Raw genomic sequence first — 18,787 nt, 5'->3', positions numbered from 1 at the left:
GTACCGGGCGCTGGGGCGGCAGCAGGCTTGGCGGCCGCAGGTTTTGCAGCGGACTTGCCTGCAGCGGACTTGGCGGCAGAGGATCTGGCAGCGGCGGACGCGGTGCCAGCGGACTTGGCGGCAGCAGGCGCAGTGGTCGAGGACGCGGTGGCCGGGGCCAGGCCGGCGGCAGCACCCTTGCCCACGCGCGGCGCCTTCTCTGCCGGGCGATCGGCCAGCTTCTCGGCGACTTTGTCGCGGGCGCCTACGGGCTTGGCTGCGGACTTGGCTGCGGACTTGGACGCGGCGGACTTGGCCGGCTTTGCGGCCTTGGCGGACTTGCCGGCCTTGGCACCGGCGGCGGAACTGGTCTTCGCCATGGAAACTCCTTAGCAATCGAATAATTGAAACAGTATAACGATTTATTCGATTTCTTCCTCGTCCCGGAACTCCGCGGCAATGGCTGCAAAGCGCTGCTCGATCTCGATGAAGGCGTCGAGAATATCCGGGTCGAAGTGCGTCCCCCTGCCCTTCTTCATGATGTCCAGCGCGTCCTGGTGCGAAAAGGCGGGCTTGTAGACGCGCTCGGAGATCAGGGCGTCATACACGTCCGCCACCGCCATCAGCCGCGCCGACAGCGGAATCTCGTCGCCGACCAGGTTCTGCGGATAGCCCGAGCCGTCCCACTTCTCCTGGTGCGAATGCGCGATCTCGCGCGCGTACATGAGGAAGCTGTTGGACCCGCCCAGGTGCTTCTCGACCAGCATGATGGTATCGCGCCCGTACACCGCATGCAGCTTCATGATCTCGAACTCGTCCCGATCCAGCTTGCCGGGCTTGAGCAGGATCCGGTCCGGGATGCCGACCTTGCCGATATCGTGCAGCGGCGCCGATTTGTACAGCAGCTCGATCGCCTCGTCGCTCAAGGACTCGTGAAAACGCGGATGCTGGCGCAAACTCTCCGCCAGCGCCTTCACGTAGTTCTGGGTGCGGCGGATATGGTTGCCTGTCTCGTTGTCACGCGTCTCGGCCATCGAGGCCATCGCCATGATGGTCGCATCCTGCATCAGCGAGAGCTGGCGGGTGCGCTCGGCCACGATGCGCTCCAGGTTTTCGTTCTGCTCCTCCAGCTGCTGGCGCGCGCGGCGCAGCGTGAGCTGGGTGGCCACGCGCGCAAACAGGATCGGTGGCGAGATCGGCTTGGTGAGATAATCGACCGCGCCCAGGGTCAGCCCCATGGCCTCGTCCTCGACCTGGCTTTTCGCGGTCAGGAAGATCACCGGGATGTCCGCCGTGGCCGGATTGGCCTTGAGCGCGCGGCAGGTCTCGTAGCCATCCATCCCCGGCATCATCACATCGAGCAGGATCAGGTCCAGCTCCGGCGTGGAGGTGGCGATCTGCAGGGCCGTGGCGCCGTTGGTGGCCACCTTGGTGTTGTACTTCTCCTTCAGCAGGCGCGAAAGCAGCATGATGTTGTCGGGTGTGTCGTCGACAATCAAAATCGTCTGCTTCGGTTTGGGCTGGGCGCTCATCAGATTTCCATGGTTTCCGTCGGGATGGCGGCGGCGAGCAGCCCGCGTGCCTCCTCGAATTCATATTTGGCCAAATGGCCCGCCACACGTTCCAGTGTGGTCGCGTCGACGAGCGTGGCAAGGCGCTTGCGCACGCTGTCAAAGTAGTCCGTGGTCTCGCCGGAGAATTCGGCGAGCAGCTGCTGCAGGTGCTCGAGCGCGGCCTGCGGCGACTCGCCCGGCTCCAGCGGCACGATGGCCGCGATGGCGTCGGCAGCGGATGCCGCGAAGTAGCGGTCCAGCGCCGCCAGCACCGCATCGAGTGCGCCTTCCAGGGTGGCGATGCGGTGGGCCAGGCGCGCCACCTCGGGGTTCGGCAGCTGCATCGATTCCTCGACCGACTGCGCCACCACCTGCAGGTCGCGCGCACCGATGTTCCCGGCCACGCCGCGCAGGGTGTGGGCGCGCTTGCTCACGTCATCGTAACGGCCCGCCTCGAAGTCGGCCTTCAGCTCCACCGCCGTGTTGCGCTGCGACGCGCGGAAGCGGTCCAGCAGCTGCAGGTAGAGCTCCGTGTTGCCCGCCACATGGCGCAGGCCAAGCGCGGAGTCGATGCCGGTCAGGCCCGGAATCGCGGCCGGCTCGCGCACCGGCGCCACGCGCTGCGGCATGGCGTGGCCCAGCCAGCGCGCCAGGGTGCTGTACAGCTTTTCCGGGTCGACCGGCTTGGTGATGTAGTCCTGCATGCCCTCGCGCAGGCAGCGCTCGCGGATTTCCGAGAGCGCGTGCGCGGTCATCGCGATCACCGGCACCTTGTCGAAGCGCGCATCCTTGCGCAGCTCGATGGTGGCCTCGTGCCCGTCCAGCTGCGGCATTTCCAGGTCCATCAGGACCAGGCCATAGCCATCCGGCCCGGCCAGCATCAGCTTTTCCAGCGCCTGGTGGCCGGTGCTGGCGATGTCCACCGAGATGCCCTGCACCGCCATCAGCTCGACCGCGATCTGCTGGTTGACCTGGTTGTCCTCCACCAGCAGGACACGCACCGCGTAGTCGCGCGGCGCCTGCGGGCCGTCCTCGCTCGGCGCGGGCAGCGCGGGCGAGAACATCGAGACCAGGGTATCGACCAGCATCGACTGGCCAATGGGCTTGAACAGGAAGCCGTCCACCCCGGCGCGCTCGGCCTCGGCCTGCACTTCCTCGCGGCCGAAGGCGGTGGCCAGGATCACCTTGGGCGGCGTGCCGGCCACGCCCGGGCGCGTGATGCGCTGCGCCAGTTCGATGCCGTCCATGCCCATCATCTGCCAATCGGTCAGCACCACCTTGTACGGGTCGCCCGCCGCATCGGCCGCGCGCACCAGCTGCTCGGCGTCGTGGCCGGACGGCGCGGTGTCCACGCGCAGCGGGAGCGCCTGCAGCGCCTCCACCAGGATATCGAGCGCGATCGGGCTGTCGTCCACCAGCAGGATGCGCGCGCCGTTCAGCGCAGCGGGCATCACCGTCACCCGCTCGGGCAGGCCGGAGAGCGCAAATTCCAGTTCGAACGCAAAGGTCGAACCCTTGTTGGGCGCGGTCTGCACCTCGATGCTGCCGCCCATCAGGTGCACCAGCTGCTGCGAGATCGACAGGCCCAGGCCCGTGCCGCCGTACTCGCGGGTGGTGGAGCCGTTGGCCTGGCTGAAGGCGCGGAACAGCTTGGCCTTCTGTTCGGCGCTCATGCCGATGCCGGTGTCGCGCACCGCAAAGCGCAGGCGCACCTTGCCGCTGGTCTCGCACGGGATGCGGGTGCACGACAGTTCCAGTTCGCCGTCGTTGGTGAACTTGACCGCATTGTTTACGAGATTGATCAGCACCTGCCCCAGGCGCAGCGGATCGCCCACCAGGTGGCGCGGGATCGTATGCGGCACGTGGAACAGGTATTCGAGCTGCTTGTCCGCCGCCTTCTGGCTGGTGACGCTGGCGACGTTGGAGAGCACGTCGTCCAGGAAGAACGGGATCTCCTCCACATCCAGCTTGCCTGCCTCGATCTTGGAGAAGTCGAGGATATCGTTGATGATTCCCAGCAGGGACAGGGCCGCGCGGTGGATCTTGCCGACGTAGTCGTGCTGCTTGGGGTTGAGCTCCGTGCGCAGCGCCAGGTAGGCCATGCCGATGATGGCGCTCATCGGGGTGCGGATCTCATGGCTCATGTTGGCCAGGAACTCGGACTTGGCGACGTTGGCCGCCTCCGCGCGCACGTTGGCCGCCATCAGCGACTGTTCACGCTCGCGGCGCTCGGAAATGTCGCGGATGAAGGAGCAGAACTCGTAGTCGCCCGTGTCGTCCATGCGCACCTGGGTGATCGAGAGCTCGATCGGGAATTCGCTGCCGTCGCGGCGCAGGGCATAGATCTCGATCCGGGTGTCCAGCACCGCGCCGCTGCCGCTTTCCAGGAAGCGGTGCATGCCGTGGCGGTGCGCCTCGCGGTAGCGCTGCGGGATGATGGTCTGGTCCAGCGGCTGGCCGATGGCCTCCTCGCGGCTCCAGTTGAAGATCTTTTCCGCTTGCCGGTTCCAGCCCACGATGCGGCCGTGGCGGTCCATCCGCACCACCGCGTCCAAGGCCGTATCGACGATGGCCTGCAGCTTCGATTGCGTGTGGCGCGCGATGCGGATCGAGCGGGTCAGCTCCTCGGTGCGGGCCTCGATCTTCTGCTCCAGGTCCTCGTTCAGTTCCCGCAGCTGCTGCTCGATGGCCTTGCGTGCGGTAATGTCGCGCACCGTGGCCTGCAGCACCTGGCGGCCGCCGTAGTCGAAGGCGGACAGCAGCACCTCGGCCGGGAAGTCCGACCCGTCGGCGCGGCGGTGCACCCATTCGAAGCGGGCCTGCCCGCGCTCCAGCGCCTGGCGGATGCGCTCATTGGCGGCGGTGTGCGAGTCCTGGCCGTCCGCCTGCAGCGGCGGCGACAGCGTCGACGGGTGGCATTTGATGAAGGCTTCCTTGCCCGGCATGCCGAACATGGTGAGGGTGTGGCGGTTGCAGTCGAAATAGCCTTCCTCGGTCAGCAGCATCAGCGCATCCTGGCTGCCCTCGAAGATCGCGTTCAGGCGGTCCACCATGCGGCTCTTCTCATCCAGCAGCGCATTGCCCACTTGCTCCGCCTCGCGCAGGCGCGTGAGAGTGTCGCGGAAGCTCTTGACGGCCACGGAAAGGCGGCCGATCTGGTCGCGCCGCCCGATGCCGGACAGTTCGATGTCGGTCTCGCCCTGCGCCAGCCGTTCGAGCGAGCGCTGGATGTCGCCGAACGGGCCGGCAATGCGGCGCGCGACGAAGAAGATACAGACCAGGATCACCACCGTCAGCAGCAGGTTGGCGGCGGCCGTTTCGAGGATCTGGCGGCGCAGGTCGCGGTCGATCTGCTGGCGCGAGTAGGCCAGCTCGATGGAGCCGACCGGGTAGGTGCGGTTGCCGTCGGTGTAGCCGATCGAGCGGTGCACCAGCACCGCGGTGGCCGGGTCGCGGTCCACGCCACCGAGCGAGGCGAGCACGCTGCCGGTCGGCGAGAGCACGCGCAGGCCCACCACTTCAGGGGTGGCGCCGAGGGCGTCGACCACCGACGAGACGGCGGCGCTGTTGATGTCGAAGAGCGGCCGGGCCAGCGCCTGGGACAGCACGGCGGCGTAGCGCTCGACGCGTTCCTGCAGCTTCTGGTTGGCTTCCACCCGCGCGGACTGCATCAGGTAGGTGGTGTACACGCCGGTGGACAGGGCGACCGCCAGCACGATGCCCGCGGACAGGCGAAACACCAGATTGTTGCGCCACGTGCGGGCGGCGCGCCGGAACAGGGTCTTAATGGCGGCCTCCCACGGTGTCGCGTTCCAGCTTGCGGTAGCCCGGGCTGTTGCGCACCTCTTCCACCGCCTTCCAGATTTTCTCCGCGAGTTGCGGGTTGGCGTTCACCAGCGCGTGCGACAGGATCAGGTAGTAGGGCTTTTCGATCAGCGGGGTGTTGACCAGCTCCAGCTGCGGCGAGAGCGTCGAGTGCATCAGCACCATCGCGTCGCCACCGCCGACGGCGGCACCGGCCAGGCGCCCGGCCAGGAGCTTTTGCGCCAGTTCGCTGGCGCGCTGGCTGCCTTCGTCGACCGCCACCCGCTGGCCGCGCAGGAATTCGCCGACCGAGTACCCGAGCTGCACGCCAATGGCGCCATCCAGGTTGCGGAAGGTCTTGCCGTCCCAATCCAGCTTGCTGCCCTTGCGGCGGATGAGGAAGTAACGGTCCACGTGCATGCGCTTGGAGAGGTCGGGCGCGTCGCCGCCGGGGTAAGCACCAATGTGCATCCGGTCCTTAGAAAAGCTGACGGCGAAGGCGCCACCGACCTCGTTGGCCTGCAGCTGCGCGAGGCAGCGCTTCCACGGCATGCTCTCGTATTCGAAGGTGATGCCCAGGCGTGTGGCGACCTGGTTGAGGAGTTCGAAATTCAGGCCGCCGCGGTCCAGGGTGCGCCAGGGGAGCACTTCCTGCCGCTCGAAGCACAGCGTGATGACGTCGCGCGACCTGGACGTGGACGAGGTGGCGGGATCCGCCACGGCCGCCGACACGGGCCGGGCCAGCCCGAGGGCGAGCAGCGCCAGCGCGCCAATGCGCGCGGTGTATGTACGCAACGTACGAATACGACAAACACGTCCCAGCATGGACCATCCCTTATCTTATAGCCGTAAGTTTAGGGAAGTCCTTGGGGAATGGGAACAAATATGTTGGCGCGGCAGTGGCGGGCGCCCTACGCTGACGTTTTGACACCGAAGTCCACGCCCACCTCGTCCCACCACTCCTGCTCCTTTTCGAGCCAGTAGCTGAGGGTCGGGTGGCCGGCCAGGATGTCGCGCTGGACTTCGATCTCGATGCGGCTCTTCATGCGCAGGCGCGGCACCGCCTCGGCGCCGACCTTGGCGTGCATGAGCAGGATGGCGAGGCGCAGCGCCAGTACGGCCTTGGCGAAATCGGTGTCCACCAGGTGCTCGTCCACCTTGCGCAGGTTGCCCTTCTGGGCCAGCACCAGGCGGCCCATCAGTTTCTGCTCACGGGTGGTGAAGCCCGGCAGGTCGGCGTTTTCGACCAGGTAGGCGGCGTGCTTGTGGTAGCCCGTTTGCGAGACGGCCATTCCCGTTTCGTGCAGGAGACCGGACCAGCCGAGCAGCTGGCGGTAATTCTCGGAGGCGGGCTTCAGCTGGGTGAACAGGGTGTCGGCGATGGCCGCCACGTTCTGGGCGCGCTGCGGATCGACATGGAATTTCCCAGCCAGGGTGCGGGCCGAATCGTCGCGCCGGTCGCGGTGCTGGGAGCGGTGGTACAGGTCCCACATCACGCCCAGGCGCAGGCCGGCCTCAATGGGGTTGAGGACTTCGATGCCCAGTTCCGCCACCACGCCAATCAGGATCGCCAGGCCGCCGACCAGGGTGCCCGCGCGGTCCGGACGCAGGCCGGGCAGCTCGGCGCGGCCCACGTGGCCGAAGGCGATGAAGCGGTCCTTGAGCGCCTCCAGGCTCTTGAGGGACAGCCTGCCGTCCCCGAGCTTGTTGCGGGCGATGATCTCGGCCAGCGCGCGGATGGTGCCGGAGGAACCGTAGGCGTTCTTCCAGTTCTGCGGGGTGTAGGCCGGGGCGGCGTCTTCGAAATGCGAGCGCGCGGACAGGATGGCGGCGTCGAAGGACACCGCGTCCACCCGGCCGCCGACGAAGAAGGACAGGCTTTGCTTGACCGTGCCGACCGAGAACGACTCCACGCGCTCGATATCGAGGCCACGGCCCAATATCAGTTCGGTAGAGCCGCCGCCGATGTCCACCACCAGCCGCCGCTCACCCGCGGACAAGGCATTGGCCACGCCCATGTAGATCAGGCGGCCCTCCTCCTCGCCGGAGATGATCTCGATCGGCGCGCCCATCGCTTCCTCGGCCAGCGGCAGGAAGGCGGCGGCGTTGCGGGCCTGGCGCAGGGCGGAGGTGGCGACCACGCGCACGGCGTCCAGCTGGTAGGCGGCGAGCTGCTGGCGGAAGCTGCGCAGGCAGTCGAGCGCGGCCTGCTGGGCGGCGGGAGTCAGGTTGCCGCTGGGGTCCAGCCCCGCGGCGAGGCGGATCGGTTCGCGCGCGCTCTTGAGGACCTTGATCTCGTCGCCGTCGTATTTGCCGACCGCGAAGCGGAAGCTGTTCGAGCCCAGGTCAACGGCGGCGAACATCGTGCCTCCGGTCGATTCGGTCATGGTGGGTCATGTGCTGAAAATTAGCACAGTACGGGGTGAACATGACGTCCCGATGACAGGCCTAGGGGGTCGCGGCGGGGATCGGTGGTGCAGCTTCGGCGATGCGGTTGCGGCCCGCCATCTTGGCCGTCTGCAGCGCTTCGTCGACGCGCTTGAACAAGCTCACGGTGCTGTCGTCGGCGCGGATGGTGGTGACGCCCATGCTGACCGTCATGTTGACCAGCGCGCGGCCGGTCTTGATCGGCGTCACCTCGATGCAGGCGCGGATGCGCTCCGCCACCGTCAGCGCATGCTGCAACTCGGTACGCGGTAGCAGCAGCGCGAACTCCACGCCCACCAGGCGCCCGATCTGGTCACTGTCGCGCAGCTGCTTGCGGCACATGTCCACGATGGCCCGCAGGACCACGTCCCCGGCCGGGTGGCCGTAGTCGTCGTTGATGCGCTTGAAGTTATCGACGTCGAACACCACCAGCGCGGTCGGCACACCCGGGCGGCGGGCCAGCGCCATCCACGGCGCCAGCGCCGCAAAGAAGCCGCGCCGGTTGGGCACATCGAGCAGCGTATCCAGCACCGCCACCCGTTCCAGTTCGCGCACCTGGCGCTCGCGCTCCAGCAGCAGGAAGCCGAAGCCCGTTATCAGCATCAGCAGATACAGCGAGGCGCTGGCGAGGTACTGCACCACGGCCAGCGACAGTCCGCCCCAGCCCAGCGGCATGGCGACAGCCAGTACGCCGCGCACGGCCACCAGCACCGCCAGCACCGCCGTCGTCACGGCCAGCGCGCGGCGCAGCATGACGGCGTTCTTCCAGCCGGCTGCCAGCGCCGCGGCCACCGACATATAGAACGCTCCGGTGGCCAGCGCCCCCGCCAGCAGGCGCACGCCCGGTTCGTCGACCACGTAGGCCGCGCCGTACAGGAGGATGGCCAGCACGATGGCGGGCACCATGCGCGAACGCCAGTGGTCCTTCCCGGCCGTCTCCCAGAACGCGCCGGATTCCAGGCCCAAGCCGCCGAACAGCAGCGCGTAGCCCGCGATGCCGGTGGCCAGCGGCGGCAGCACGCCGCTGCCGTGGAAGCACAGCACCAGCCAGGCCGCGGCCTGCAGCTGGCGGCCACGGGTCCAGGTCGCGAGGGCCGCGGCGGTCGCCTTGCCGTGCTGGTGGAAGAACAGCGCCGCGCACAGGGTCAGGTTGCCCAGCGCGAGGGCGAAGAGGATGGTCTTGAGGTCCATGCGGGCCGGCGGTCAGACTTCGTGTTCGACGTTGCTGCTGCCGTCGCCCACCTTGCTGCCCCACGCCTGGGTGAAGAAGGCTTTTTCCTGCTCGCTGGGCGCCGTGTGCCAGAACACGATCAGGGTGCCCTTGTGGTCGTGCAGCTGCACCACCTTCTCGATGAAGGTCTCGAGTCCGGCGGCATCGGCCAGCGCCATCACGTAGCCATACACGCGCTGCAGCCGCTCGATGCGGTCTGGCTCGGTCGCGCTGTTGGTGGCGGTGATGGACGGGTGGTCGAGGAACATGGTATCTCCGGCCGGAGTTAGGCTGCGGTGGAGCTTATCAGAAAGAGCTGGACGGCAACAAGACGAGGGGCCGTTTATACTGGGGCGCCAGACACCATGAGCCACCCGACCGCCCCCGCCTCTCCCTCCCCGGCCGCGCCGCTGGTGCGTACGCACGGCCACCGGCGCACCCTGGAATTCGCGGAAGGCAGCGTGCAGAGTGAAATGGACTTGCGCGCGCCGGACCGCCTGGTGCTGGCCTACACGCGGGCGATGATGCTGTTTGCCCTGTTCGTGCCGCGCCCGCGGCACATCGTGATGGTCGGCCTGGGGGGCGGCTCCCTGGTCAAGTTCTGCCACCGCTGGATGCCGCAGGCGCGCATCACCGTGCTGGAGGTGCGCGCCGACGTGATCGCCCTGCGGCACGAGTTCGCGGTGCCGGAGGATGACGCGCGGCTGCGGGTGATCCATGCGGACGCGGTGGAATACCTGGCGGCCAGCCGCGAACCGGCCGACGTGATCCTGGTCGACGGCTTCGACGCCTTGAGCATGCACGCCCCGCTGGGCAGCGCGCGCTTCCTGGGCGCCTGCCGCAAGCTGCTGGCCGAAGGCGGCGTGCTGGTGCTGAATATCTTCTCGTATGACCCGGCCTACCGCCACGTCCTGGCGCGCCTGACGCTGATGTTCGCGGACCGGGTGTGCTGGTTTGACAAGGTGTCGGGCAACAACCGGATCCTGTTCGCGGTGAAGGCCAGCCCCGGCCAGCCGCTCACGCCCGCGGCGCGGACGCAGGCCCGGGTCGCCAGGCGCGCCGGCCTGGGCGCCGGTTTTCTGAACCGCTGGCTGGTCCGCACCCTACTCTGGACGCTCAGGCGTGCCGCAAGGCAACAAAAATCACCCTGAAGCACCACGCGGCACTCGATTTCTCTTCGATTTGTAGAGAATCTGTGACAAACTTGCCCGAGTTCATTTTTCGTTTCACAGACACGTATGCCTGCTGGCCCCTCCAAGTCCTCGCTGTCCCTCGCGGCCGCCTGCGCGCTCGGCGGTGGTCTGGTCGCCACGGTGATGCTGTTTGGCGCCGTCGCCCGCCTCGAATATGAGCGCACGGCCCTGAACTTTTCCCAGCGCGCGAACGTGCGCGTGGCTGCGGTGCAGCATGGCCTGCAGCAGGCAGTCGAGGTGGTGACGGTCACGAACCAGCTGTTCGCGTCCGTCCAGCCGGTCACCCGCCAGCAGTTCCACGATTTCACGGTTCCGCTGCTGGAGCGCTACCCCTTCATTTCGGCCTTTAATTTCCACCGCGTGGTGCCTGGCGAGCAGCGCGCGGCCATCGAGGCCCAGCTGCGCCAGGCCGTCCCCGGGACCGTGCTGCGCGAGATGCGCAACGGCCGCCTGGAAGTGGCGCCCGCCCGGTCCCAGTACAACATCGTCGATTACCTCGAGCCGCTGGCCGGCAACGAGCCCGCGTTTGGCCTGAACGTGTCGCCGAACAGCCGGGTCGCGGCGGCGCTGGCGGCGTCGGTCGCCTCCGGCAAGCCCGCGGCCACCGGGCTGCTCACGCTGGCCCAGGACCATGGCGGCCAGCATCACGGGTTCGAGGTGCTGATGGCTGTGTACAAGCGCGGCGCCCCACTGGAGACGCTGGACCAGCGCCGCGCCGCCCTGCTCGGGGACACGGCCGCCATCATGCGGCCGCACGGCCTGGTGCAGCGCATCCTGGCCGACGCCAACCTGCTGACGGAGCGCGGCGTGATGGTGGACGTCTACGCCAGCCGCGAGCCTGACCCGGCCACGCTGGTCTACAACGGCGGCCCCGCCGCGCAACCCGGCCCGCTGGACCGTGCCGGCACCCAGCTGGCCGCCCTGCTGCACGCGCCCGATCCGGTGGCGATGGCAGGCCACATCGACGTCGCCGGGCAGCCCTGGCACGTGGTGGTGCGCCAGGCGCCGACGCCCTTCCTCGACAACCATACCGGCTCGCTGTCCACGCTGGTCGGCGGCGTGCTTCTCACCCTGCTGCTGACGGTCTACGTGCAGGCCACCGTGCGCCGCTCGCGCCGGGTGCAGGCCCTGGTGGCCGAGCGCACCGTGGACCTGAAGCGCTCCAACGAAGCGCTGATCGAAGACGTCATCGCGCGCAAGCGCACCGAAAAGGCGCTGCAGGAATCCGAGCAGCGCTTCCGCCAGCTGGTGACCATGTCCACCGACTGGTACTGGGAACAGGACGAAGAGCTGCGCTTCACCTACGTGAGTTCGGACGTGGCCACCAAGGGTGGCGTCGATAGCGCGCGCTACCTGGGCAAGACGCGCTGGGAAGCGGCGCCCGGCTTCCTCGACTCCGACTCCGGCCGCACCCACAAGCTGCTGCTGGAGGCGCACCAGTCGTTCGCCAATTTCGAATACGTGGTCCGCGACGACAACGGTACCGAGCGCTGGTTCTGCATCAGCGGCGAGCCGCTGTTCGATGAGCTGAACCGCTTCATGGGCTACCGCGGCACCGGCAGCGACATCACGGCGCGCAAGGCCACCGAGCAGCGCATCCACCACGTGGCACAGCACGACGTGCTCACCGGCCTGCCGAACCGCAGCCTGCTGCAGGACCGCCTGTCGCAGGCCATCGCCTACTCGGAGCGCAGCGGCCAGCCGATCTGGGTGATGCTGATTGACCTGGACCGCTTCAAGTTCGTGAACGACTCGATGGGCCACAAGGCCGGCGACGTGCTGCTGGTGACGGTGGCCGCGCGCCTGCACGGCGCCCTGCGCGAGACCGACACCGTGGCGCGCCTGTCCGGCGACGAATTCGTGGTGATCCTGACCGGCCATGGCGAGGAGCGCCTGACGCCGGAGATCGTGCAGCGCCTGATGGACTCCGTGGCCCAGCCGGTGATGCTGGGAACGAAGGAGTTCTCGGTGACCGCCTCGATCGGCGTGGCGGTCTACCCGACCGACGGCGCCCCGGCGGACGCGCTGATCGAGCACGCGGACATCGCCATGTACCGCGCCAAGAAACTGGGCCGCAACAACTTCCAGTTCTATACCCCGGCCATGAACGACGAGGCGCAGGAGCGCGTCCGCATCGAAGGCGCGCTGCGCAAGGCGCTGGACCGCGGCGAATTCGTGCTGCACTACCAGCCACAGGTCGACCTGGCCACCGGCGAGATCGTGGGCATGGAAGCGCTGCTGCGCTGGAAGCACCCGGAGCTGGGCATGGTGCCGCCGGGCCGCTTCATCGGCGTGGCGGAAGACACAGGCCTGATCGCGCCGATCGGCGCCTGGGTGATGCGCACCGCCGCCCAGCAGAACAAGGCTTGGCAGGATGCGGGGCTGGGGCAGCTGCGCGTCGCGGTGAACCTGTCGGCGCGCCAGTTCGCCTCGCCCGACCTGGTGGCGGACATCGAGCGCGTGCTGGCCGATACCGGGCTGCCGCCGGAGTACCTGGAGATCGAGCTGACCGAGAGCCTGTTCATGAGCGACATCGCGCAGGCCGTGGATGTGCTGCACGGGATGAAGGCGCTGGGCATCAAGCTGTCGATCGACGATTTCGGTACCGGGTATTCGAGCCTGTCGTACCTGTCGCGCTTCCCGATCGACGTGCTGAAGATCGACCGCTCGTTCGTCAACGACATCGACCGCGATGCGAGCGATGCGGCCATCGTGGCCTCAATTATCACGCTGGCGCACAACCTCAAGCTGTCCGTGATTGCGGAGGGGGTGGAATCGGCGGGGCAGCTGGACTACCTGCGCCGCCATGGCTGCGACGAGATGCAGGGCTTCTACTTCAGCAAGCCGCTGCCGGCGGACGAGTTCGCGGCGCTGCTGCGGGCCCGCACCGCGCTGGCGCTGGCTGCGCCGGAGCTCGATGAAGAAACGGCCTGAGTGCAGGCCCAGGCCGTCCCGCTCATATCCGCACTACAGATGAAAAAAAGCCCGCGCGTAGCGCAGGCCGTATCATTTTTGCATCGCCGGGATGTAAAACGTGATCAATACGACATCGGCGCGTGATTTTTCGTTATCATCCGTGAGATAACAAAACCCACGCTGACGGAATATCATGCATATCAGCCGCGCCGCTCATCCCCGCACCGATCACCATACCCGCGACATCGTCGACCAGGCGATCGCCGCTTTGCCGAAAGTCGGCCTGCGCCGGGCGGCCGAGTTCCTCGCCGCGATGAATGTGGCGCCGGACGTCGCCGTGCGCACGCTGTGCTACCCGCACCGCCGCCGGACGTCCTGACCGCAACCCTTCCCCCGGCCGGACGCCGCCGATGCCTGGTGCGTCAGTGGTTCCGGACCGCCAGCCAGCCGAGCGCCACCAGGACGCAGGCGGCCAGCGCCAGCGCGCCTTGCACCTTGCGGTTGGTGAACGCGGACGTGCGGCCGAGATAAATCTTGTTGTGGAGCGAGGTGCCCATGATGCTTGTCCCCGAGTGGATAAGTGTCGCCGCGTGCCCGCCGCACGGAATGTGCGTCAATGCGGTGCTGCGATGCGAATCATTATAAAAACGGAATATGACCGTTTTGTGTGACCGTCAGCACAAATAGCAACGTTTGTGTCCGTTAAGCAACGCGCAGACGGCGAAAACCCTATTCCCAAGGCGCGCGCCGTGGCGCAATTGCCACTGCTAGGATTTGCTCACCTGTCTATCGATACTCAAGCAAGGGAGCACACAGCATGAATCAGCAAAAGCAGCAGCACGGCGGCAGTCAGAATGGTCATAGCGCCGAAGCCGGATCGCCGGCCTGGATGGACGAACCGGACATCGGCAGTGGCGAGAAGACGCCGGGTGAGAAGGAGACCGAGGCGATCGTACGGAGCGTACCGGCCACGGGCCAGGGCACCGACGGCAACATCGGCGCGGAAGGCGGCCAGCAGGAGGGCAGCAAGCAATAACGCGATCATGGGCGGCTCCTAGGTCGCCCGGATCGTCACCCCCGGGGGCGTGGGCTCGCGCACCGGGGAGTGCTCCGGCGGGGGCACGTCGTCCGGCACCGGGCTGCGCTCGGGCTGCGGCGGAATCTCCGGATCGGAGGATGGAATCTCGGGGTCAGGCGTCGAGTGGGCGTGCCAAGCCGCCCCGGTGGTCTGTGTGGGTCGGTTCATATGTCGGACTCGGATGGATGATGCGGGAATGAGACAAGGCAGAAACAGCATCGGCTCCGGGGTTGGAGCCGATGCCTGCAGGGGCGAGCCCTAGCGGCCTTCCTTCTGCTTGGCGCCGCCGCCGGCGCCCTTCCCTTTGCCGGCCTTGGTGGTCGACATGTGATTGCGGCTGCTCTTGTCCTTGGCCTTGTTGTCGCCAGCCTGGACGTCGGCTTCGGTGGTGGACTGCTTGCTGGACGGGCTGCCGCCTGATTTCGACTGTGCCATCATGCTCTCCTTTGGATCGTGTGAGTGCACCGCGGACCATTCCGCGCTGTTCGAAGGCAGACTAGCATGCATGCTGCGGAGGCGCCGTACGCTGGGCTTCAATCGTGCGCGGGGACCGCGGCCGGCACGCGGATCGCCGCGGGCTGCGACTGTTGCAGGCCCTTCGCTTCCAGCACCGCGAACAGCAGGACCGCGCCGGCCTGAAAGATCAGATAGTCCCAGCCCCAGAAGGCAGGCTGCAGCACCCCGAGCAGCGGCAGGCCGAGGCAGCTGATGCCCCATCCCACGTTCCCCACGATGACCAGACGGACCAGCCATGCCGGCACCACGGCGGCCTGGCGCATCCACAGCAGCAGCGCGGCATAGGCGCACAGGAAGGCACCGGTGGCGAGCAGCAGCGCGTCCGGCAGCTGGAACGTGCGGGCCAGCGGCGCGGGGACGATCAGCTGCAGCGCAGCCAGCGCGAGGCTGCCGGCGGCATCGAGGGCCAGGGCACGTTGCAGGAAGAGTGAGGGACGGATGGCGTTCATGGCGGGCTCCTTGTAGGTCGTTGAGGGACGCGATGGAGCCAGTGTCGCGCTGGGCGCGCGCGCGGCCAATTACCTGCCAGGTTATCCGGCGCCCATGCGGGGGCCTCCGAGCCGCGCCGGCCTGCGTGCCTGAGGTGCGGACCGCGTGGCGGCTCCGGCATCGGTGCGCGCGGCTGCGGCGCGGTCAGGCGATGGTGAGGTCGGAGCGGGGGTAGGCGACGCAGGGGAGGAACCAGCCGTCGCGCTTTTCGTCGGCGGAGAGGCCGGGCCATTCGATGCGGTAGCCAACCGCGCCTGCGGAGAGCTGGCGCAGGCAGGTGCGACAGGTGCCGTTGCGGCAGGAGCTGGCCATGACGTAGCCTGCCCGCTCGGCCGCGAGCAGCACCGGCAGGTCGTCCGGCGCCTCGATGCTCGCGCCCGAGCGGGCAAAGGTGATGCGGTAGGTGGCCATGGCCCGCCATTGTAGCGGGCCCCGCCGCGACACCGCCGGGCCAGGCGACATGCGCCGGATCCGGCCACCGCAAAGAGCGGCGCGTAGGTCCGGCCGCGCCGCCCTACTCGTCCACGTCCGCGCCGACGTTGATGGCGGCGTAGGCGCGGGTGACGGCGGTGGCTTCCTTGCTGGATTTGCCGTACAGCTCCTGCGCCGCCTCCACCATCTTGTTGCGCGCGTCCGCGTAATTGGTGGTGCTGGTGAACTTGGTGGTCGCGGCCTTGAACCAGATCCGGTACGCCTTCTCCAGGCCGATGCCCGTCATCGCCGCCGGCACTTTTTTCAGGTATTTGCTGTACATCTCGCTGGCCGGATCCCCATTCGAGCCTTGCGCCAGGAAGTAGAACATGCGGTTGTTCGGCCCCGAGCTGTAGTGCACGTCGAGGAACTTGAGCATGCTGCTCCAGGCATCCGGGCTGCTGCGGTCCAGGGACGGCTTGTACATCCAGCGCAGCGGCGTGGCGTTCTTGCTGATCTCCTTGCCCAGTACCCAGTCGTTACCCGACGCCGGAATCGAGGTGCCAGTGCCACCCGCCCGTGCATAGGCTTCGACCACTTCCCCGCCGATGTCGGAGTTCGACTCGTTCAAGCCACCCGACTCGCCCGCGTAGATCAGGTTGGAGGTCGCCGCCGTCACCCCATGCGACATCTCGTGCCCGATCACGTCAATGGAACCCAGGCTGTTGAAGACCGAGCCATCGCCGATATACATGCAGCGGCAGGAATCGTCGTAGTAGGCGTTGTCGTAGGCGGTGCTGACGTGGGCGGCGATGAAGGTGGCGGTGTCCTTGCCGTCCAGCGAGTGCCAGCCGAGGGTGTTCTTCAGCATGTCGTAGGTGTTCATCATGCCCCACATGGCGTTGACCGCCGCCGTCTGCCCGTTGGCATTGGTGGTGCTGCCACCGGAGATGTACTGTTTGCCGTCGCCCCAGGTGTTGGTGGCGCTGGAGTACACGTCGCCGGACTTGGTGCTGTGGTTGGCATTGGTGACGGCGATGGCCCCATAGGTGCCGCCGGTGCCACGGGTCGGGTCGATCAGCTTGTAGGTCTTGCCATCGAGCTTGGTGTTGAGGGGAACGTCCCCGTTGTACTGGCTATGGCCGACGCCGGCCTCGGTCTGCAGCGCGTTCCACTCCGCGATCACGTGGCCATCCAGGGCGCTGAGCACCGTGTCCCGGTACAGCGGCTTGGTGCCGACCACGAGGCGGGTGCGCACCAGCCAGGCGAGCTGGTAGCCCGCGACCAGCTCCTCCACATCCAGCGCATTCAGTTCGCTGTCCGCCTTGGTGGCCGCTTCCGCGGTGCGCACGGTGCGCATCTCCGGGTAGATGATCAGCTCGGCCGAGGACGGCGCGACCTGTGCGCGCGGTGTCACGGCCAGTTTTTTGGTCACGGCGCTGACGGCGGCATTGGCCGTCAGGCGCGGCTTGACGCTGAAGTCCGCCGTCGCCAGGCCCAGCGCGTTGGCGCTGCCCTTGCCCAGGCCGGAGCGCCGGTCGGCGATGGATTCGGATACCACATGCCCGTCCGGCGCGGCCACCACCACCGACTCGGAGCCGAATACGCGCACGCCCTTGTAGGTGTGGTGCAGGCGAATCACCAGCGTGTCGTCGACACCCGGGTGCTGCACGGCGATCTTGAAGCCGTGGTCGGCATCCAGGCCGTGGGTCGCGCGCTCGCTGGTGAGCTGGGCGACGACCGGACCGGCCAACTGGGTCTTGGCCACGGACGGCGGCGCCATCAGGGAGACGGCCTGGGCGGGGCCGGCCAAAGCCGCGCCGAGGGCGGCTGCGAGCAGGGAAAGTGTGACATTCATGGTTCGCTCCGAGGGGTGGGTAGACCACCTCAATGTCGCGCCAGAAACGCGACCGGAGCTTGCGCTATCGCAAAATTTAGCTGCCGAGGACGCTGAAGCGGAACTTCATCGTTGTCTTGTACACCTCGCCGGGGCGCAGGATGGTGCTGGGGAACTGAGGCTTGTTGGGCGAATCCGGGAAGTGCTGCGGCTCCAGGCAGAAGCCGCCGCGGAACGGGAAGCCGAGCGAGCCGTCCAGGAAGTTGCCGCTGTAGAACTGCACACCGGGTTCCTGGCTGTAGACTTCCAGCACGCGGCCACTGGTGGGTTCGATGGCGCGGGCGACCAGCTTCAGGGGCGCATGGCCGGGTTCGCCGAGACCGTCCAGGTCGGCGGAAGCCACAGTGCCTGGCTCATCCGGCAGCGAGTCCTTGGTCAGCCCGTCCAGTTCGGCGGAGCTGACGGCCTGGCTTTGCTGTGCCGACGACGAGGCGGCGGCCCGGCCCAGCACGAAGTTGTGGTCGTAGCCGCCCGCGTAGCGCAGCTGGGCATCGTCCGCATCGACCCGCTCGCCAATGCGGCGCGGGGTGCGGAAGTCGAATGGCGTGCCTTCCACCGGGGCCAGCTCGCCGGTCGGAATCAGGTTCTCGTCCACCGGCGTGTAGCGGTCGGCGCAGATCATCAACTCGTGATCGAGGATGGTGCCGCGGCCGGCCAGATTGAAATAAGTGTGGTTGGTCAGGTTGACGGGCGTGGCTTCGTCCGTCGTGGCGGTGAAGTGGATGTGCAGCTCGTTGTCGTTGGTGAGCACGTAGCAGACCTTGACGTCCAGGTTGCCGGGGTAGCCTTCCTTGCCGTTCTTGCTCAGCAGGTGCAGATTGAGCGCCGCCACGCCCGGCTTTTCGGAGGGGCGCGAATCCCAGACCAGCTTGTCGAAACCGTGCTGGCCGCCGTGCAGGTGGTTGGGGCCGTTGTTGACGGTGAGGCGGTAGTCGACGCCATCCAGCGTGAAGTGCCCGCGCGCGATGCGGTTGCCATAGCGGCCGATCAGCGCGCCGAAGTAGGGCGAGCGGTCCGTGTACGGGTCCAGCTCCTTGAAACCCAGGGTGATGTTGGCGCTGTTGCCGTCCCGGTCCGGCGCCTGGATCTCGGTGATGATGCCGCCGAAGTTGGTGATCTTCACCGTCACGCCGTGCGCGTTGCGCAGGGTGTAGAGGGACACTTCCGAGCCGTCCGGCGCGCGGCCGAACGGGGCTTTCTCGATGGTCGGGTAAGTCATGAGCGGGCTCTCGTCTATTGGCGGCTCATGCTAGCAGGACGGCGCCGTGCGTGGCGCCGGGGTGCGCAGCTGCTGCGCCGAAAGCTGGCCCGCGC

The 18,787-nt window shown here is 67.5% G+C and carries 17 protein-coding genes and 1 pseudogene; 4 read left to right on the top strand and 14 right to left on the bottom strand.

Annotated features, from left to right (window positions below):
- The 7 genes and pseudogenes from E4L96_RS03345 to E4L96_RS03315 all read right to left on the bottom strand — a co-directional run.
- A pseudogene (locus E4L96_RS03345) lies at positions 1–359 on the bottom strand (hypothetical protein); the annotation flags it as partial.
- Positions 360–401: 42 nt separating this feature from the next.
- Complete coding sequence (locus E4L96_RS03340; RefSeq protein ID WP_135205812.1) at positions 402–1,511, bottom strand: response regulator; 1,110 nt, start codon at positions 1,509–1,511, stop codon at positions 402–404.
- Positions 1,511–5,272 carry a response regulator gene (locus E4L96_RS03335; protein ID WP_135205811.1) on the bottom strand — a complete coding sequence of 1,254 codons (3,762 nt, stop codon included), beginning with the start codon at positions 5,270–5,272 and terminating at the stop codon, positions 1,511–1,513. Before E4L96_RS03335 ends, E4L96_RS03340 begins: the two co-directional genes overlap by 1 nt.
- Before the next feature lie 43 nt (positions 5,273–5,315).
- Positions 5,316–6,131, bottom strand: a complete 816-nt coding sequence (locus E4L96_RS03330) for a substrate-binding periplasmic protein (protein ID WP_229414203.1) — start codon at positions 6,129–6,131, stop codon at positions 5,316–5,318.
- A gap of 116 nt (positions 6,132–6,247) precedes the next feature.
- Entirely contained in the window at positions 6,248–7,699 is a 1,452-nt protein-coding gene (locus E4L96_RS03325; RefSeq protein WP_135205814.1) for a Ppx/GppA phosphatase family protein, read from the bottom strand.
- A gap of 85 nt (positions 7,700–7,784) precedes the next feature.
- Positions 7,785–8,954, bottom strand: a complete 1,170-nt coding sequence (locus tag E4L96_RS03320) for a GGDEF domain-containing protein (protein WP_135205809.1) — start codon at positions 8,952–8,954, stop codon at positions 7,785–7,787.
- Between the two features lie 12 nt (positions 8,955–8,966).
- Positions 8,967–9,242 (bottom strand): hypothetical protein, encoded by a 276-nt coding sequence (locus E4L96_RS03315; protein ID WP_135205808.1) that lies wholly within the window; start codon positions 9,240–9,242, stop codon positions 8,967–8,969.
- A 96-nt stretch (positions 9,243–9,338) separates the two neighbouring features.
- Here E4L96_RS03315 and E4L96_RS03310 point away from each other — a divergent pair, with 96 nt between their 5' ends.
- From E4L96_RS03310 to E4L96_RS03300, 3 genes are all read left to right on the top strand, one after another.
- The gene (locus E4L96_RS03310) at positions 9,339–10,124 is read left to right on the top strand and encodes a fused MFS/spermidine synthase (RefSeq protein ID WP_135205807.1); all 786 of its coding nucleotides are present in this window, start codon (positions 9,339–9,341) and stop codon (positions 10,122–10,124) included.
- An 87-nt stretch (positions 10,125–10,211) separates the two neighbouring features.
- Complete coding sequence (locus E4L96_RS03305; protein ID WP_135205806.1) at positions 10,212–13,100, top strand: bifunctional diguanylate cyclase/phosphodiesterase; 2,889 nt, start codon at positions 10,212–10,214, stop codon at positions 13,098–13,100.
- Between the two features lie 175 nt (positions 13,101–13,275).
- A complete protein-coding gene (locus tag E4L96_RS03300; RefSeq protein WP_135205805.1) occupies positions 13,276–13,461 on the top strand; it encodes a hypothetical protein in 186 nt (61 codons plus the stop codon).
- Positions 13,462–13,504: 43 nt separating this feature from the next.
- Here E4L96_RS03300 and E4L96_RS24530 read toward each other — a convergent pair whose 3' ends face one another.
- Positions 13,505–13,639, bottom strand: a complete 135-nt coding sequence (locus E4L96_RS24530) for a hypothetical protein (protein WP_267874308.1) — start codon at positions 13,637–13,639, stop codon at positions 13,505–13,507.
- A gap of 260 nt (positions 13,640–13,899) precedes the next feature.
- On the opposite strand from E4L96_RS24530, the gene E4L96_RS03295 reads away from it, so the two are divergent.
- The gene (locus E4L96_RS03295) at positions 13,900–14,118 is read left to right on the top strand and encodes a hypothetical protein (RefSeq protein ID WP_135205804.1); all 219 of its coding nucleotides are present in this window, start codon (positions 13,900–13,902) and stop codon (positions 14,116–14,118) included.
- An 18-nt stretch (positions 14,119–14,136) separates the two neighbouring features.
- On the opposite strand, the gene E4L96_RS03290 is transcribed toward E4L96_RS03295, so the two are convergent.
- From E4L96_RS03290 to E4L96_RS03270, 6 genes are all read right to left on the bottom strand, one after another.
- Positions 14,137–14,328 carry a hypothetical protein gene (locus tag E4L96_RS03290; RefSeq protein ID WP_135205803.1) on the bottom strand — a complete coding sequence of 64 codons (192 nt, stop codon included), beginning with the start codon at positions 14,326–14,328 and terminating at the stop codon, positions 14,137–14,139.
- A gap of 90 nt (positions 14,329–14,418) precedes the next feature.
- Entirely contained in the window at positions 14,419–14,595 is a 177-nt protein-coding gene (locus E4L96_RS23485) for a hypothetical protein (RefSeq protein WP_167758587.1), read from the bottom strand.
- Positions 14,596–14,693: 98 nt separating this feature from the next.
- A complete protein-coding gene (locus tag E4L96_RS03285) occupies positions 14,694–15,125 on the bottom strand; it encodes a hypothetical protein (protein WP_135205802.1) in 432 nt (143 codons plus the stop codon).
- Between the two features lie 184 nt (positions 15,126–15,309).
- Positions 15,310–15,576: a 2Fe-2S iron-sulfur cluster-binding protein gene (locus tag E4L96_RS03280; RefSeq protein WP_135205813.1), complete on the bottom strand. Its 267-nt coding sequence runs from the start codon at positions 15,574–15,576 to the stop codon at positions 15,310–15,312.
- Positions 15,577–15,679: 103 nt separating this feature from the next.
- Positions 15,680–17,434, bottom strand: coding sequence for a M4 family metallopeptidase (locus tag E4L96_RS03275; protein WP_135205801.1), 1,755 nt, complete (start codon positions 17,432–17,434; stop codon positions 15,680–15,682).
- A 76-nt stretch (positions 17,435–17,510) separates the two neighbouring features.
- A complete protein-coding gene (locus tag E4L96_RS03270; protein WP_135205800.1) occupies positions 17,511–18,692 on the bottom strand; it encodes an aldose epimerase family protein in 1,182 nt (393 codons plus the stop codon).
- Positions 18,693–18,787 lie beyond the last annotated feature (95 nt).

The sequence above is a fragment of the Zemynaea arenosa genome (assembly GCF_004614185.1).
Lineage (GTDB): Bacteria > Pseudomonadota > Gammaproteobacteria > Burkholderiales > Burkholderiaceae_D > Telluria > Telluria arenosa.
The sequence above is the reverse complement of the archived record's forward strand: the minus strand, read 5'-3'. Positions and strand labels throughout refer to the sequence as shown.